The following is a 15,476-nucleotide window of genomic DNA, read 5'->3' as shown; positions in this document are numbered from 1 at the left end:
GGGGTCAGTTCTTTACTTTATAGCTGTTGCGGCCTAGGGTAGGTGCCATGGCGCGCCCATTACGACTGGAGTTTCCCGGAGCCGTATACCACGTCACCAGCCGAGGGGGAAAAGGGGTCAGTTCTTTACTTTATAGCTGTTGAATAGCGGGAAAAGGGGTCAGTTCTTTACTTTATAGCTGTTGCGGCCTAGGGTAGGGAAAAGGGGTCAGTTCTTTACTTTATAGCTGTTGCGGCCTAGGGTAGGTGCCATGGCGCGCCCATTACGACTGGAGTTTCCCGGAGCCGTATACCACGTCACCAGCCGCGGCGATCGCCGTGAGCCCATTTTCCTCAATGATGAAGACAGGCAGCAGTTTTTGCATCTGCTGGGCCTGGAGGTGCGGCAGCAGGGGTGGCAACTCTATGCCTACTGTCTGATGACCAATCATTTTCACTTGTTAGTCGAAACGCCTGAGCCGAATCTGGGGCGCGGCATGCGGCGGCTCAACGGTGTCTATACCCAGGCGTTCAATCGCCGCCATGGCTTGGTGGGGCATCTATTTCAGGGCCGTTACAAGGCCATTGTTGTGGATCGTGACGCCTATTTGTCCGAGTTGTGTCGCTATGTGGTGTTGAACCCGGTACGGGCCGGGATGGTGGCGCAGCCAGACCTGTGGGCGTGGAGCAGTTATGCGGCCACAGCCGGGCTGGCAGTAGCTCCAGGCTGGCTTGCGGTGGATGTGGTGCGGAATCTCTTTCACTCGCCGGCGGCGTATGCGCGTTTCGTCGCCGATGGCATAGGGCTGGCGGCGCCTTGGGCGAACCTGGCGGGCCAGATATATCTTGGTGACGATGCCTTCCTTGCGCGGATGGAAAAGTTTGCAGCGGAGCAGCCGGCGGAAGATGTTCCTTCCGTGCAGCGCAGGCCGCTACGCCCGAGTCATGATGTCATTGTGGATGCGGTAGCGAAAGTTTATGGTCTTGAGCCGGCAGCGCTGTTCAGTCGTGTGAATCAGCAGGCATTTCAGGTCATGGTTTACCTGTTGCGGCGGGTTGCCAATTTGAGCCTCAAGGAGGTGGCGCAGCTGGCTTTGATTTCGCCGCCGCGAGTGTCGCAGATTCAGGCACAGATTGAGGCAAATCCGCCGACGGGACCGTTGGCGTCCATATTGGAAGCTATAAAGTAAAGAACTGACCCCGCTTGGCTGTGATATCGCTGTTTCTTTTGCTAGTATTCATACCAGGTATTACTTCTGGGTTGTGGGAGGTGTGTATGGATACTACTTCGGTTACGAGTAAAGGACAGGTCACTATACCCAAGGCGCTAAGGCAAAAGCTGGGTATCCGGCAGGGTAGCAAGGTTGCCTTTGTTCTGAAAAACGATCATGTCGAGATACGGGTTGTCAGTTCTCCAGCCGAGATACCAACTAGCGGTTTCGGCATGCTCAAGAGCAAGCGTGCTGCTGTGCCTGCCGATTTCGATCCGGCCAGTTTGCTGAAGCCATGATTGGACTCGATACCAACGTCCTGGCGCGCTACTACGTCCAGGATGAAAGTGATGCGCAGGCAGCCAGTCAGCACCAGGCTGCTCGCGATCTGATTGAATCGGGTCAACCGCTGATGGTGGGCAAAACCGTGTTGCTCGAGTTGGAATGGGTGATGCGCGGCTATTACGGTTTTACGTCGCACCAAATCGCGGCAGCCATGAATCATCTCCTTGCGCTGCCACACGTCACAGTCGAGGAGCGTGAAGCTGTCACACAGGCGCTTTCCCACACTGACGCGGGTCTGGATTTTGCAGACGCCTTGCATCTTACTTGTTATCGTGAATGTGAGAGCGTGGCATCGTTTGACGACCGCAAGTTCGCGCGCAGAGTCAAGCGGCTTGGTCTCAAGCCGCGGGTGATCGTTCCTTGATTTGGTATGGGGTAATGGGTGACTCCCCAATTAGGGAAGCTCCGAACTTATTCAGAGCTTCCTTGGAAATTAGAGGAGTGTGGCGGTGAGCGACGAGCAGCAACGACGGCACGACCCGGAGCATCACACCGATTTTTCCATCGAGCACCGTGACCCGCTCATTGACGGATTGCACAAGGTCATCCGCCAGGCAGTGCGGGCGTTGGCGGTGCTGATGGTGCTGGTTATTCTGTGGGGCATCGGCGATGTGGTGTGGGTGTTGTATCAGCGCCTGATGGCGCCGCCGTTCATGCTGCTGGCCATCAACGATATCCTTGCCACCTTCGGCGCCTTCCTCGCCGTGTTGATCGCCATCGAGATCTTCGTCAATATCACCATGTACCTGCGTGACGACATCATTCACGTCAAGCTGGTCATCGCCACCGCCCTGATGGCCATCGCGCGCAAGGTCATCGTGTTCGACTTCAATGCGGTCGGCCCGGAGTATGTGTGGGCCACCGCCGCCGTGGTACTGGCGCTGGGCGTCACCTATTGGCTGGTGTCGGGGCGCGCGCGCACCTGAGCATGGCTTTCAAGGATCACTTCTCCGGCCACGCCGCCGACTACACCCGCTATCGTCCCGGCTATCCACACGCGTTGTTCGCCTGGCTGGCGCAGCAGGCACCGGCGCGCGAGCGGGTGTGGGACTGTGCCACCGGCAATGGGCAGGCCGCTGTGGGGCTGGCGGAGTTTTTCGATCATGTCATTGCCACCGATGCCAGCGCCCAACAGATCGCGGCAGCGAAGGCGCATCCGCGGGTGCGTTATACGGTGGCGCCGGCAGAGGACTCCGGCGTCGCGGCACACAGTGTCGATCTGATCAGTGTCGGCCAGGCCCTACACTGGTTTCATTTCCCTGCCTTCTATGCCGAGGCCGCGCGGGTGTTGAAACCTGGCGGCGTGCTGGCGGCGTGGAGTTACGGCCTGATGCAGGTGAACCCTGCGGTCGATGCGTCGGTGTGGCGGCTGTACGAGCCGATCACCGGGCCGTACTGGCCGCCGGAGCGGCGTTACGTGGAGGAGCGGTATCGTACGCTGCCGTTTCCCCTCGACGAGATCGCGGCGCCGCCGTTCGCCATGGAGGCGGAGTGGACGCTGGAGCAACTGATAGGATACCTCGGTACCTGGTCGGCGGTGCAGCGCTATCGCCAGGAGCGTGGCGTTGATCCGTTGTCATTGATTGCAGAAGAGCTGACGGCGGCGTGGGGCGAGGTCGCGGCGCCGCAGCGTGTGGTATGGCCGTTGTTTATGCGGGTGGGGCGTGTGTGAGGGGGCGGGGCGCGTTTAGCGCCCCCTCCCGGCCTCCCCCATGGTTATGGGGGAGGGGAGCAAACTCCCTCCCTGCTGGGCGGGGAGGGTTGGGGTGGGGGGGTTCGACAGGCGCCCCCTCCCGGCCTCCCCCACTGTCGTGGGGGAGGGGATAACCTCCCCCCGCTGGGGCGGGGAGGGTTGGTGAGGGGGGCTTCGAAAGGCGCTCCCTCCCGGCCTCCCCCACTGTCGTGGGGGAGGGGATAACCTCCCCCCGCTGGGGCGAGGAGGGTTGGTGAGGGGGGCTTCGAAAGGCGCTCCCTCCCGGCCTCCTCCATGGTCGTGGGGGAGGAGGGAAGCTCCCTCCCTGCTGGGCGGGGAGGGTTGGGGTGGGGGGGTTCGAAAGGCGCCCCCTCCCGGCCTCCCCCACTGTTGTGGGGGAGGGGATAACCTCCCTCCCTGCTGGGCGGGGAGGGTTGGGGTGGGGGGCTTCGACAGGCACCCCCTCCCGGCCTCCCCCACTGTCGTGGGGGAGGGGATAAGCCCGCCCGCTCGGCGGGGAGGGTTGGTGAGGGGGGCTTCGAAAGGCGCCCCCTCCCGGCCTCCCCCACTGTCGTGGGGGAGGGGATAAGCCCGCCCGCTCGGCGGGGAGGGTTGGTGAGGGGGGGGCTTCGAAAGGCGCCCCCTCCCGGCCTCCCCCGCTGTCGTGGGGGAGGGGATAAGCCCGCCCGCTCGGCGGGGAGGGTTGGTGAGGGGGGGCTTCGAAAGGCGCCCCCTCCCGGCCTCCCCCACTGTCGTGGGGGAGGGGATAACCCCCCCCCGCTGGGGCGAGGAGGGTTGGGGTGGGGGGCTTCAATAGGCGCCCCCTCCCGGCCTCCTCCATGGTCATGGGGGAGGAGAACTACCTTCACTGCAGCAGGATAAACAACGCCCCTTCGCGCCGTTGCACGTTGAGCAGCAGCGGTGATTTGGGGCGCACGACCTTGCGCAGGCCGGCGAGGTCGCTGATGTCCTGGCGGTTGGCCTGGACGATGACGTCACCCTTGCGCAGCCCGGCGCGCATGGCTGGGCTGCCCGGTTCCACTTCCAGTATCACCACGCCTTCGATGCGGCCGTATATCGGCATGCCTTCGATGATGTCGCCGATGACGGCGCCGGCGAGGCGCGGGTGCAGCTTGTCGCCGCCGACGGTGGTGGCGCGCGGTTGTTCCACCATGGCGCGCAGGGTGTGTGGCTTACCGTTGCGCATCACCTGCATTTCCACCTTCTGGCCGATGCGCAGCAGGCCGATGACGTTGCGCACGTCGGAGGCGTCGCGCACCGGGCGGCCGTTGAGGTGGGTGATGATGTCGCCGCTCTTGAGGCCGGCCTTGTCGGCGGGGGAACCGGCGGTGACTTGCGTGACCACGGCGCCGCGTTGCGCGCTGAGGCCGAAGGCCTGGGCCAGTTCCGGCGTGAGATCCTGCGCCTGTGCGCCGAGCACGCCGCGGCGCACTTCGCCGTGTTCGATCAGTTGCGCCATGATTTCCTTCGCCATGTTGATGGGGATGGCGAAGCCGATGCCGACGTTGCCACCGCTCTGCGACAGGATCGCAGTGTTGATGCCCACCAGTTCGCCGCGCAGGTTGACCAGCGCGCCGCCGGAGTTGCCGGGATTGATCGAGGCGTCGGTCTGGATGAAGTCTTCGTAGCCTTCGATGCCGAGGCCGGAGCGGCCCACGGCGCTGACGATGCCGGAGGTGACGGTCTGGCCCAGGCCGAAGGGATTGCCGATGGCGACGACGAAATCGCCCACGCGCAACTGATCCGAGTCGGCCAGTTGCAGGGCGCGGAGATTTTCCGCAGGCACCTTGATCACCGCCACATCGGTTTCCGGATCGCTGCCCACCAGCTCCGCCTGCAAGGTGCGGCCGTCGGCCAGATGCACGGCGATCTCCACCGCGCGATCGATGACGTGATGGTTGGTGACGATGTAGCCCTTGGCGGCGTCGAGCACCACACCGGAGCCGAGGCTTTGCGTGATGCGCTCGCGCGGCTGTTCCGGTGCATCGAAGAAGCGGCGGAAGAAGGGATCGGCCAGCAGCGGATTCTGCTGCACCGGCACGCGCGTGCGGGTGAAGATGTTCACCACCGCAGGGACAGTTTTTTCCAGCATTGGTGCCAGGGTCGGCAGCGGCTCGCCCTGGCTGTCGGCGACGGGCAGGGCGGCGTGTATGGGGGCGCTGGCTGCGAGGAGCAGCAGCAGGGCGAAGAGGTATTTGTGCATGAAGTGCCTCGATGTCAGTGAATGCAACGGCGCGCAGGCCGTGGTGTGGGATGCCGGTGGTCTGTTGTAACGTATGCTGCCATACGCGTTTGGTGAACTGCTGTGACGTACGGTAAGAGCCGAGTCTCTCGGCGAATGCTTGCCGAGGTTATGCGCCCTAGCGCCGAGAGACTCGGTTCCTACAAGGAATAGGTGATCAACCCTGTACCTGAATGCGACGCATGCCACCGCCGCTTACCTTGGGCAGAGTGATGCGCAGCACGCCGTTGCGGTAGCTGGCCTTGGCACGGCTGTCGTCCACCTCGGCAGGCAGGGCGACCGCGCGCTCGAAGCGGCCGTAGGCGCATTCCATGACATGATAGCGGCCGCGCTTTTCCTCGCGCTGCACGCGCTTCTCGCCGCGCACGCTGAGATAGCGGCCGTCGATCACGTTGATGTCGAACTGTTCCTTCTCCATCCCAGGTGCCTCCAGACGCACGACGACCTCGTCGTCGTTCTCCTGCACCTCGGCGGCGAGCAGGCCCCAGCGCGCACTGCTGGCGGCAATCTGATCTTCCGTGGTTTCCACGGTGCCGCCGTGACGCGTCGGGGTGTAGCGCGTCATCGCCTGCGCCGCTCGCTCGCGCAGTTGCTGCCAGCCTTCGGCCACCGAGTCCCAGGCGCGGGACAGGCCGTGACGAATCTGTTCCAGTGTGCTCATGCTCGTCTCCTTGTGAACAGCGTTATGAAAGACAGGGGGTATGGCGGCAAGTTCCGCGCGCCCCCTCCCGGCCTCCCCCATGTCATGAGGGAGGAGAGCAAGCTCCCTCCCCGCCCGGCGGGGAGGGTTGGGGAGGGGGGCTTAGATGGGCGCCCCCTCCCGGCCGCCCCCATGTCATGGGGGAGGAGAGCAAGCTCCCTCCCCGCTCGGCGGGGAGGGTTGGGGAGGGGGCTTTGACGGGCGCCCCCTCCCGGCCTCCCCCATGTCATGGGGGAGGAGAGCAAGCTCCCTCCCCGCCCGGTGGGGAGGGTTGGGGAGGGGGGCTTAGACGGGCGCCCCCTCCCGGCCTCCCCCATGTCATGGGGGAGGAGAGCAAGCTCCCTCCCCGCCCGGCGGGGAGGGTTGGGGAGGGGGCTTCGACGGGCGCCCCCTCCCGGCCTCCCCCATGTTCATGGGGGAGGAGGAATAAGTGGCCTCCCCCACGGTCATGGGGGAGGAGAATAAGTGGCCTCCCCCACGGTCATGGGGGGAGGAATCAAGTGGCCTCCCCCCGGTTGTGGGGGAGGGGATAAGCTCCCTCCCCGCTCGGCGGGGAGGGTTGGGGTGGGGGGCTTCGATGGCCGCCCCCTTCCGGCCTCCCCCATGGCCATGGGGAGGTGTCAACTCTCCAGATGCCGCCTTGGATTGAACGGCATGGCCTTGGCCATGTCCTCGTAAAATTTTTTCGCCTTGGCGTTATCTGCCGGCGGCGTGACGATCTGCAGCACGGCGTATTGATCGCCGGGCGGGTGACCGGGCAGGCCACGGCCCTTGAGGCGCAGTTTCTGGCCGCTGCGCGCGCCGGCGGGGATCTTCATCTCCACCGCGCCGCCCAGGGTGGGCACGGCGAGGCGGGCGCCGAGGGCGGCCTCCCACGGCGTGATGGGCAGGTCGAGATAGATGTCGCGTCCGTCGATGGTATAGAGCGCATGCGGCTCGAACTCGATTTCCAGGTACAGATCACCTGCCGGGCCACCGCCCTGTCCGGGCGAGCCCTTGCCGGCAAGACGAATCTGCTGACCGGCGCTGATGCCAGCGGGGAGGCGCACCTTGAGGGTATGCGGGCGCAGCGTGACGTGGCCGCCGGCATCCACCTGCGGGGTCTCCAGGCGGATGGCGCGCTCACCGCCGTGGAAGGCGTCTTCCAGGCGGATGCGGATCTTGGCGCGGCGGTCCTCGCCACGCAGGCGAAAGCCCCGTCCGCCGCGCCCTTGCTGGAAGGTGTCGCCGAAGGGACTGCCGTGGCCGAACAGGCTTTCGAAGAAATCGGAGAAGTCGCTGCCGCTGAAGCCGCTGCCGCCGCGGAATTCGAAGCCGGTGTCCCAGCCCGGTGGCGGGGTAAAGTCCTGGCCGGCCTTCCAGTTGGCACCGAGGCGATCGTAGGCGGCACGCTTTTCCGGATCCTGCAGCACCTCGTGCGCCTCGTTAACTTCCTTGAAGCGTTCCTCGGCGTCCGGTTCTTTGCTGACGTCGGGATGGTATTTGCGCGCCAGCCGGCGGTAGGCGCGTTTGATGTCGTCCTGGGTGGCAGAGCGCTCCACGCCGAGGATTTTGTAGTAGTCCTTGTATTGCATGCTGAGCGGGATGCCGTCTCAAAGCACCCTCCCCCATGCGCGGGGGAGGGTGAAGAGGGGATCAGCCTTCCACCGTGATTTTGCGCGGCTGTACCTTCTCATGTTTCGGCACGCGGATCTCCAGCACGCCGTTGTTGCTCTTGGCGCTGATCTTGTCGGTGTCGGCGGTGTCGGGCAGGCTGAAGCGGCGGAAGAAGCTGCCGTAGACGCGCTCCACCCGCTTATAGCCTTCCTTCTCCTCCTTCTTTTCCGACTCGCGTTCGCCCTTGATGGTCAGCATGCCGTTCTCGGCATGGACCTCGATGGCCTTGGGATCGACGCCGGGGACGTCGGCGCGGATCAGGAAGCAGTCGCCTTCCTCCTTGATGTCTACGGCGGGGACCCAGTCGGACGCGGTGCTGATGCCGCCTTCCTCGCGGCCCTCGTAGCTGCGGTCCATCTCACGGCGCAGCTGGTCCAACAGGCTCCAGGGATCGTAACGAACCAGGCTCATGATTAACCTCCTTATCTTGGGTTGAGGGGATAGCTGATCCCACATATGGGAATGGGCCGGCGGCAGTTCAAGGCCGCATCATGGGCAAGGAAATCGTAGTCCGGCGGCGGGCTGGTGGCATGTTGGTAAGAACTTACTTTCGTGAAAAAGGCTCCCGAAACTGCAATATAAGCAACACTATATATTGTGTTGTGTTGCACAATTGCGGTGCGTTTTCTATCTCTCTGAATCCACAAAGAAAACTTTTAACACGTTGTTTTGCAATAAATTTCTTTTTGTTGACAGTCCAGGGTGTCATCCCTAATCTATTGCGCCCATAACAACATATTGTGTTGAGCAGCATCAGGACCACAATGTGTCGTCAGGACGGCGGCGGCACCTGAGCAAGACAACAATAAAGGGAGAATTGATTAAGTGACCAAGAGCACGGCACACCTCAAGGCAGTTTCCACCACAGTTACCGAAATTCCGTTCCAACCCGCGTCCCTGGATATCTGGGACAAGAAATACCGCCTCAAGACCAAGTCCGGCGAGGTCATCGACCAGAGCATCGACGAGACCTACCAGCGCGTCGCCCGCGCCCTGGCCGACGTTGAGGAAACCCAGGACAAGCGTGAGGAGTGGTACGGCCGCTTCCTGTGGGCGCTGCGCCAGGGCGCCATCCCGGCCGGCCGCATCACCTCCAATGCTGGCGCGCTGGCCTACAAACCTGCCACCTCCACCATCAACTGCACGGTGTCCGGCACGGTGCGCGACTCCATGGACGATATCCTGAGCAAGGTGCACGAGGCGGGGCTGACCCTCAAGGCCGGCTGCGGCATCGGCTACGAGTTCTCCACCCTGCGCCCCAAGGGCGCCTTCGTCGCCGGCGCCGGTGCCTACACCTCCGGCCCGCTGTCCTTCATGGATATCTTCGACAAGATGTGTTTCACCGTCTCCTCCGCCGGCGGCCGCCGCGGTGCGCAGATGGCCACCTTCGATGTCGGCCACCCGGATGTGACGGATTTCATCCGCGCCAAGCGGGAGGACGGCCGCCTGCGCCAGTTCAACCTGTCGCTGCTGGTGACGCGCGACTTCATGGAAGCGGTCAAGGCCGACGCCGATTGGGAACTGGCCTTCCCGCTGTCCGAGAAGGAAGTGGAGATCGACAACATCGACCTGTCCGACCGCGCCAGCGTGGTGTGGCGTGAGTGGCCCACCAGCCAGGGCTACATCGCCAACGACGAAGGCCTGGTCGCCTGCAAGATCTACAAGACCATCCGCGCGCGTCGTCTGTGGGACATGATCATGGCCTCCACCTACGACTTCGCCGAACCGGGCTTCATCCTCATCGATCAGTACAACGAGATGAACAACAATTGGTTCTGCGAAAACATCCGCGCCACCAACCCCTGCGGTGAACAAGGTCTGCCGCCCTACGGCTCCTGCCTGCTCGGCTCCATCAACCTGACCAAGTTCGTGCTCGACCCGTTCACGGACAAGGCGCGCTTCGACTGGGACACCTTCCGCGAGGCGGTCGCCGTGTTCACCCGCATGCTGGACAACGTGGTGGAGATCAATGGCCTGCCGCTGGAGCAGCAGCGCATCGAGATCACCACCAAGCGCCGCCACGGCATGGGCTATCTCGGCCTCGGCTCCACCCTGACCATGCTGCGCATGAAGTACGGCGATGACGACTCGATCGCCTTCACCGAGCGCGTCACGCGCGAAATGGCCCTGGTGGGCTGGCGCGCCGGCCTCGACCTGGCGAAGGAGAAAGGTCCGGCCCCGATCATGGAGCAGGAGTTCACCGTCACCGGCGACATGCTGCGCAAGCGTCCGGAGATGAAGAAGGACGGCTACAAGGTCGGCCACAAGGTGAAGGGCAAGGTGCTGCACGCGCGCTACAGCCGTTACATGCAGCGCGTCGCTGAGGTCGATCCGGAGCTGGTCAACGCGCTGGCCGAGGTGGGCTGCCGCTTCACCCACCACAGCTCCATCGCCCCCACCGGCACCATCTCCCTGTCCCTGGCCAATAACGCCAGCAACGGCATCGAGCCATCTTTCGCGCACCACTACGCGCGCAACGTGATCCGCGAAGGCAAGAAGACCAAGGAGAAGGTGGACGTGTTTTCCTTCGAATTGCTCGCCTACCGCGAACTGGTCAACGCCCAGGCCATGCCCTACGCCGACAAGCCGGAGCAGAAGCTGCCCGACTACTTCATCTCCGCCGATGAAGTCACTCCCAAGCAGCACGTCGACATCCAGGCCGCGGCGCAGAAGTGGATCGACTCCTCCATCTCCAAGACGGCGAACGTCCCCACGGATTTCCCCTACGAGGACTTCAAGGACATCTACCTCTACGCCTACGAGCAGGACCTCAAGGGCTGCACCACCTTCCGCTTCAACCCCGAGGCCTTCCAGGGCGTCCTGGTCAAGGACAAGGACCTGGAGAACACCACCTACCGCTTCGAACTGGAAGACGGCCAGGTGCTGGAAGTGAAGGGCAACGAAGAGATCGAATACGACGGCGAGATGCATACCGCCGCCAACCTGTACGACGCCATCAAGGAAGGCTATTACGGCAAGTTCTAATCCGCCCGCCCCTTCTTTCTCCTCCCCCCACTTGTGGGGGAGGTCGGGAGGGGGGAAGTCCCCTCTCCCCCAGGGAGAGGGTTAGGGTGAGGGGATAGAAAAAAGGACACAACAACAGCGTTTTGCCAGGGGGAAAGCCACGGTGGGCACGGAGAACAACCAAACCAGCTCCGTGCCCACCGTTCTTAACCCCGGCTAAGGAGAAAACCACATGGCCATCAAGATCGAAAAGAAAATCGTCGGCTACGGTGTCGTCAAAGAGGACGACAAGAAGGAACAGGCACCCGCCGTCGCCGAGGTCAAGAAGGAAAGCAACGTCGTCCACCTGACCGAGACGCTGGAGCGCCCGGAGATGCTGCTCGGCTCCACCTACAAGGTGAAGACGCCGCTGTCCGAACACGCCCTCTACGTCACCATCAACGACGTGATCCTCAACGCCGGCACCCCGCACGAACTGCGCCGCCCCTTCGAGGTGTTCATCAACTCGAAGAACATGGACCACTTCCAGTGGATCGTCGCCCTCACCCGCATCATCTCCGCCGTGTTCCGCAAAGGTGGTGACGTCACCTTCCTGGTGGAAGAACTGCGCTCGGTGTTCGACCCGCGTGGCGGCTACTTCAAGAAGGGTGGCAAATACATGCCTTCCCTGGTGGCCGAGATCGGCGACGCCATCGAATGCCACCTGCGCATGATCGGCCTCATCAAGGACAACGACCTCGACGAACACCAGCGCAAGCTGATCGCCGAAAAGCGTGCCCAGTACGACGCCACCGTGAAGGACGCCGAGGCCAAGGAACCGAGCGAGTTTCCCGACAGCGCCCAGCTGTGCGGCAAGTGTCACACCAAGGCCGTGATCCAGATGGATGGGTGTATGACTTGTCTGAACTGTGGCGATTCCAAGTGCGGTTGATATAAGTCGCAGGCTCGCGGAGATATAACGCAACCGCCACAGGAGTGAAGTCGCCCTCAATATTGTGAAGCGACGATTTCAGGACGAGGAGGTAGGCATGCAGTGCGTATTTTGTAGATACGGCGCAACCCGGCCGGGCCATGTCACCGTTACCCTCGAGCGGGGCGGCAGCGTGGTGATCTTCAAGGATGTTCCGGCAGGGGTATGCGAGAACTGCGGCGAATACTATCTTTCCGGTGAAGTGACCGACCGGCTCATGAGCCGCGCGGAAGAGGCGATCCGCCAGGGCGCCGAAGTGGAGATTGTGCGCTACGCGGCGTAGCTCATGCTGCGCGAAGCGGACACCATTCCCATATGATGGGCACGAGGCCCGCAATTCAGCTAAGAAATGGAGTTAGACTAGAATTCACTCGAATCTACTCTCATTTGCTCCAGTGACGAAGGTCATGCCTCTGAAACTGTCGTGACGATCAACCCTTATCTTCCGCCACGCGCGGCACTGGAGCGCGGCGCGACAACGTGGCGCGCGAATCCCTATTGGCGATTTGGCAACTGGATGTATGGCATTGCCATGCTGGTTTTCGTGTTCTTCCTGTTCAGGGGCGGCTCCCTTGCACCGGACCCGCGCACGTTGCTTACCCTGATCTTATTTCTGGCGCCCATCGCCGGTTATTTTTTTGCAGTGTCTGCCGCCACGGCGGGGGGGCATAAGCTGTGGCGGATAGCGCACTTGCTCATCCTGGGTTTTATGTTGTGGTTGGTCATCGATGATGCGGTGCGCGGTCGGCCGACACCAGGTGTGGGCTGGTTTTTGATCGCCCTCAACGTGTTGTCATTCACGACCAATGAGATTTATCACCGGCACAAGCGTGGCCATCTGGGAACAACCGGAACAACCGGGGACAGACCACGGTTTCAGAGATGGTAGGTTGGGCTGAGGCACGAAGCCCAACGGAATCGCTGTATTGTTGAGCTTCCAGCGTCAGCGTCAACCTACGGCGACGGTTGAGCAACGAAGGTGACGAGCAGCAAAGGGCGGCAGATATACTTTTGCAGTCTGCTCCAGGTCGGTTCTTGCAGGCAAAGGGCGCGCAGTAGTGGATGCATGGGATGAGTTTCTGCTGTTCGTGTACGGGTTGCCGCCGGCTATCGTCGTCGGTTCTGCATTGCTCGCAAAATTGGTCGCCAGGCTTGTGGGCAAGCCCCTTGGATGGGGCAAGGCATTTGTCATAGGCGCGGTAGCATTTGTGATCGGATTTGCCGGCATGCTGGTTTATTGGCTGTTGAAAGGGTGAGCATGTCGATCTATTTGCTTATCTTGATTGGCGCGGGGTTCCTTGCCCTGTGGTACACGGCCCACCGCGTGATGCAGCGTGACGGCGATGCGGAGCGGCCTGCCGATGCATTCTCCTCGCTCAGGAAACTGACGCTCGCTTTATTGTTGCTATTCGCGTTCGTGGCAATGCAATTGCTGGTTGGTGCAGCCGTTTGGTTTGCCATTGGATTCTTCTTTCCCGACGTGTCGGACGAATGGCGCAGGCAGATTGCTGTCGCGGCCGCGATGATGGTTTGGGTACTGGTGTTCGCCGCGCCCGGGAGAGCATTGTCGAAATAGGTAGAGAACGCAGTGCGGTTGGGTTGAAATACATTGTAAAAGCGGACACAGAGATTAAGAGGCAGGGCGGCAGGGGCTAGGCTTGCGTTGTTGGTGTCCTGCGGACGCCGATCGTTGGGCTTCCGGCGTCAGCGCCAACCTACGATGATGCCCCGCTCGGGGCATTACAGAATAATCTGGAGAAGATAACGGTTTTCTGCCTCGGCTGGGCAGTATATTGAGTCCGGTTAATCATGATTGAATCGTAGGGAGAGGAATTAAATTGACTAGAAAAATCGGTTTCCTCGTGCTGGCCATCTGGCTCGTGTTGAATGGCCTGATTCCACTGCTGCACCTCAGCTTTTCCGGTATCGGTGTGGTTATGGCTGGACTGTCGATTGCTGCCGGTGTGCTGATCGCGGTGGCGCGTTAGCTGGTTCAGGGATGTTCTCGCGCTTTGAGGCGCGGGTAACGTGCGTTGCCCTTGGTGGGGGCCGGGAGTGTTGGGCTTTCTGCGTCAGCGCCAACCATACCGTGATGGATGGCGTGTTGGCGCTATAGGATAGGTGCGGCGCTGCGTAGCACGTCAACGAAAAATAGGGCTGGTCTCGTTGTCGCTCCAGCCACTCTACGGTTTGACTCAGAGTTCGAGTTCCATGCGCTCGATGGTGATGATGCGGCCGGTGGACGGGCTGTAGCTGAAGGTGCCGACCACACGCACGGTGCGGCCCACCAGCGGGGGCAGCTGGTCTTCCGGCTGCAGGGCGACGCGGTTCAACCTGTCGTCCTCGATCCAGTAGTGGCGCGGATGGTCGAAGGTGCGCAGCACGCCACGGGTGGCGACGCGCTCGCCGTTGTACTCGCTTTGCATCTCCACCAGCGTCTCCAGGGTGACGCTGCCGGAGTTGGTGCCGCAGGCGGTCAGGAGCAGGGCACACACGGCGGCGGCAAACAGCGGTTTCATCAGGATATTCATCATGTTATCGGTCACAACGGTATGCCAAGGCGTGTACTGGATGGGTGGGGCGCAGGGTACCCCATCAATATGGGCAGGTAAATAGTATCTGGATGCCATGGGCGGTTGGCAGCCGGCGTTGAACAGACAATAATCTGCACCAGGCCGGCGGGCAGGACGGCTTGCTGCATTCATGTCAGTCAGCGGATGACCTTGCTGCGGTGCGTAGAACCATGACAACCGGCGATCAGCCGCTGTATGACAAGTCCGCGTTTGCCGAACGCTCCGCGGTTCTGGATATCGTGCTCGACCATGTGCCGCAGGGCATCGTGGTGGTGGGGCACGACTATCGCCTGCTGGCGTTCAACAAGCCCATCGAGCCGATCTTCAAGCTACCGCCAGGCACCTTCGTCGTTGGGGCCGATTTCCGCGACATCATCAATAGTTGGGCGCGGGCGACCGGGCAGGACGAAGCGATGCGGCAACGGGCGCTGGTCGAGCTGGATATGCGCGAGCCGTTTACCTTCGAGCTGGAGCAGCTGATCCAGGGCGAGCCGCGTTGGATGGTGTTGACCCATGACCCATTGCCGGATGGCGGCTTCGTCCGCACCTTCACCGATATCACCGCCCACAAGCGGTTGACGGCTCAGTTGCTGGAGCTGGCGCGCATCGACGCGCTGACCGGGTTGCTCAACCGGCGTACGTTCTTTGAGGCATTGGCGGAGGAGGTGGGACGCGCCGAGCGCTATCACCGGCCGCTGGCCCTGATGACCCTCGACCTCGATCACTTCAAGCGGATCAATGATAGTTATGGCCACCCGACGGGCGACCGCACATTGCAGTCGTTTGCGCGGGCGCTGACGGCGTGCATGCGGCAGCATGACGTGGTCGGTCGCATCGGTGGCGAGGAATTCGCGGTGGTGCTGCCGGAGCTTGACCGGGAGCACGGGGCGGAGGCGGCGCGGCGCGTGCTGGAGATGGTGCGCGGGCTGACGGTGGCCGGCCCGAGCGGTGAGGCGACGGCGTTTACGGTGAGTATTGGTGTGGCCGAACTGGCGCCGGGTCAGACCGTGGATCAACTGTTATCGCGCGCCGACGCGGCCTTGTACCAGGCCAAACGCGGCGGTCGCAATTGCTGTCGGCTGGCGGATGTAAATTGAACCGCGCAGTACGCCGATATTCAGGA

At 62.3% G+C, this 15,476-nt stretch carries 18 protein-coding genes; 13 read left to right on the top strand and 5 right to left on the bottom strand.

The window, feature by feature from the left end; translation table 11 throughout:
- Positions 1-250: 250 nt before the first annotated feature.
- From ACMV8A_RS12695 to ACMV8A_RS12675, 5 genes are all read left to right on the top strand, one after another.
- Positions 251-1,168, top strand: coding sequence for a transposase (locus tag ACMV8A_RS12695; protein ID WP_495326228.1), 918 nt, complete (start codon positions 251-253; stop codon positions 1,166-1,168).
- An 86-nt stretch (positions 1,169-1,254) separates the two neighbouring features.
- Positions 1,255-1,488: an AbrB/MazE/SpoVT family DNA-binding domain-containing protein gene (locus ACMV8A_RS12690; RefSeq protein ID WP_495326227.1), complete on the top strand. Its 234-nt coding sequence runs from the start codon at positions 1,255-1,257 to the stop codon at positions 1,486-1,488.
- Complete coding sequence (locus tag ACMV8A_RS12685; protein ID WP_495326226.1) at positions 1,485-1,898, top strand: type II toxin-antitoxin system VapC family toxin; 414 nt, start codon at positions 1,485-1,487, stop codon at positions 1,896-1,898. The genes ACMV8A_RS12690 and ACMV8A_RS12685 overlap by 4 nt, the downstream gene beginning before the upstream one ends.
- 85 nt (positions 1,899-1,983) lie before the next feature.
- On the top strand, positions 1,984-2,460 hold the full coding sequence (locus tag ACMV8A_RS12680) for a phosphate-starvation-inducible PsiE family protein (protein WP_495326224.1): 477 nt from the start codon (positions 1,984-1,986) through the stop codon (positions 2,458-2,460).
- Positions 2,461-2,462: 2 nt separating this feature from the next.
- The gene (locus tag ACMV8A_RS12675; protein WP_495326223.1) at positions 2,463-3,206 is read left to right on the top strand and encodes a class I SAM-dependent methyltransferase; all 744 of its coding nucleotides are present in this window, start codon (positions 2,463-2,465) and stop codon (positions 3,204-3,206) included.
- 886 nt (positions 3,207-4,092) lie between these two features.
- Here ACMV8A_RS12675 and ACMV8A_RS12670 read toward each other — a convergent pair.
- The 4 genes from ACMV8A_RS12670 to ACMV8A_RS12655 form a co-directional block, all read right to left on the bottom strand.
- Positions 4,093-5,451: a DegQ family serine endoprotease gene (locus ACMV8A_RS12670; protein WP_495326221.1), complete on the bottom strand. Its 1,359-nt coding sequence runs from the start codon at positions 5,449-5,451 to the stop codon at positions 4,093-4,095.
- Positions 5,452-5,647: 196 nt separating this feature from the next.
- Entirely contained in the window at positions 5,648-6,151 is a 504-nt protein-coding gene (locus ACMV8A_RS12665; protein ID WP_495326220.1) for an Hsp20/alpha crystallin family protein, read from the bottom strand.
- Positions 6,152-6,810: 659 nt separating this feature from the next.
- Positions 6,811-7,764, bottom strand: coding sequence for a DnaJ C-terminal domain-containing protein (locus ACMV8A_RS12660; RefSeq protein WP_495326218.1), 954 nt, complete (start codon positions 7,762-7,764; stop codon positions 6,811-6,813).
- Between the two features lie 61 nt (positions 7,765-7,825).
- The gene (locus ACMV8A_RS12655) at positions 7,826-8,257 is read right to left on the bottom strand and encodes an Hsp20/alpha crystallin family protein (protein ID WP_495326217.1); all 432 of its coding nucleotides are present in this window, start codon (positions 8,255-8,257) and stop codon (positions 7,826-7,828) included.
- A gap of 414 nt (positions 8,258-8,671) precedes the next feature.
- On the opposite strand from ACMV8A_RS12655, the gene ACMV8A_RS12650 reads away from it, so the two are divergent.
- The 7 genes from ACMV8A_RS12650 (at position 8,672) to ACMV8A_RS12620 (ending at position 13,768) form a co-directional block, all read left to right on the top strand.
- Positions 8,672-10,831, top strand: a complete 2,160-nt coding sequence (locus ACMV8A_RS12650; RefSeq protein WP_495326216.1) for an adenosylcobalamin-dependent ribonucleoside-diphosphate reductase — start codon at positions 8,672-8,674, stop codon at positions 10,829-10,831.
- A gap of 211 nt (positions 10,832-11,042) precedes the next feature.
- Positions 11,043-11,741, top strand: a complete 699-nt coding sequence (locus tag ACMV8A_RS12645; RefSeq protein WP_495326215.1) for a TSCPD domain-containing protein — start codon at positions 11,043-11,045, stop codon at positions 11,739-11,741.
- 97 nt (positions 11,742-11,838) lie between these two features.
- Complete coding sequence (locus ACMV8A_RS12640; RefSeq protein WP_495326214.1) at positions 11,839-12,063, top strand: type II toxin-antitoxin system MqsA family antitoxin; 225 nt, start codon at positions 11,839-11,841, stop codon at positions 12,061-12,063.
- Positions 12,064-12,204: 141 nt separating this feature from the next.
- Positions 12,205-12,669 carry a hypothetical protein gene (locus ACMV8A_RS12635; RefSeq protein ID WP_495326213.1) on the top strand — a complete coding sequence of 155 codons (465 nt, stop codon included), beginning with the start codon at positions 12,205-12,207 and terminating at the stop codon, positions 12,667-12,669.
- 169 nt (positions 12,670-12,838) lie between these two features.
- Positions 12,839-13,036 (top strand): hypothetical protein, encoded by a 198-nt coding sequence (locus tag ACMV8A_RS12630; RefSeq protein WP_495326211.1) that lies wholly within the window; start codon positions 12,839-12,841, stop codon positions 13,034-13,036.
- Between the two features lie 2 nt (positions 13,037-13,038).
- A complete protein-coding gene (locus ACMV8A_RS12625; RefSeq protein ID WP_495326209.1) occupies positions 13,039-13,356 on the top strand; it encodes a hypothetical protein in 318 nt (105 codons plus the stop codon).
- A gap of 262 nt (positions 13,357-13,618) precedes the next feature.
- On the top strand, positions 13,619-13,768 hold the full coding sequence (locus tag ACMV8A_RS12620) for a hypothetical protein (RefSeq protein WP_495326208.1): 150 nt from the start codon (positions 13,619-13,621) through the stop codon (positions 13,766-13,768).
- A gap of 207 nt (positions 13,769-13,975) precedes the next feature.
- Here ACMV8A_RS12620 and ACMV8A_RS12615 read toward each other — a convergent pair whose 3' ends face one another.
- A complete protein-coding gene (locus tag ACMV8A_RS12615) occupies positions 13,976-14,299 on the bottom strand; it encodes a hypothetical protein (protein ID WP_495326207.1) in 324 nt (107 codons plus the stop codon).
- Between the two features lie 224 nt (positions 14,300-14,523).
- On the opposite strand from ACMV8A_RS12615, the gene ACMV8A_RS12610 reads away from it, so the two are divergent.
- Complete coding sequence (locus ACMV8A_RS12610; protein WP_495326206.1) at positions 14,524-15,450, top strand: GGDEF domain-containing protein; 927 nt, start codon at positions 14,524-14,526, stop codon at positions 15,448-15,450.
- Positions 15,451-15,476: the final 26 nt, after the last annotated feature.

The sequence above is a fragment of the Sulfurivermis sp. genome, from assembly GCF_059410345.1.
The sequence above is the reverse complement of the archived record's forward strand: the minus strand, read 5'-3'. Positions and strand labels throughout refer to the sequence as shown.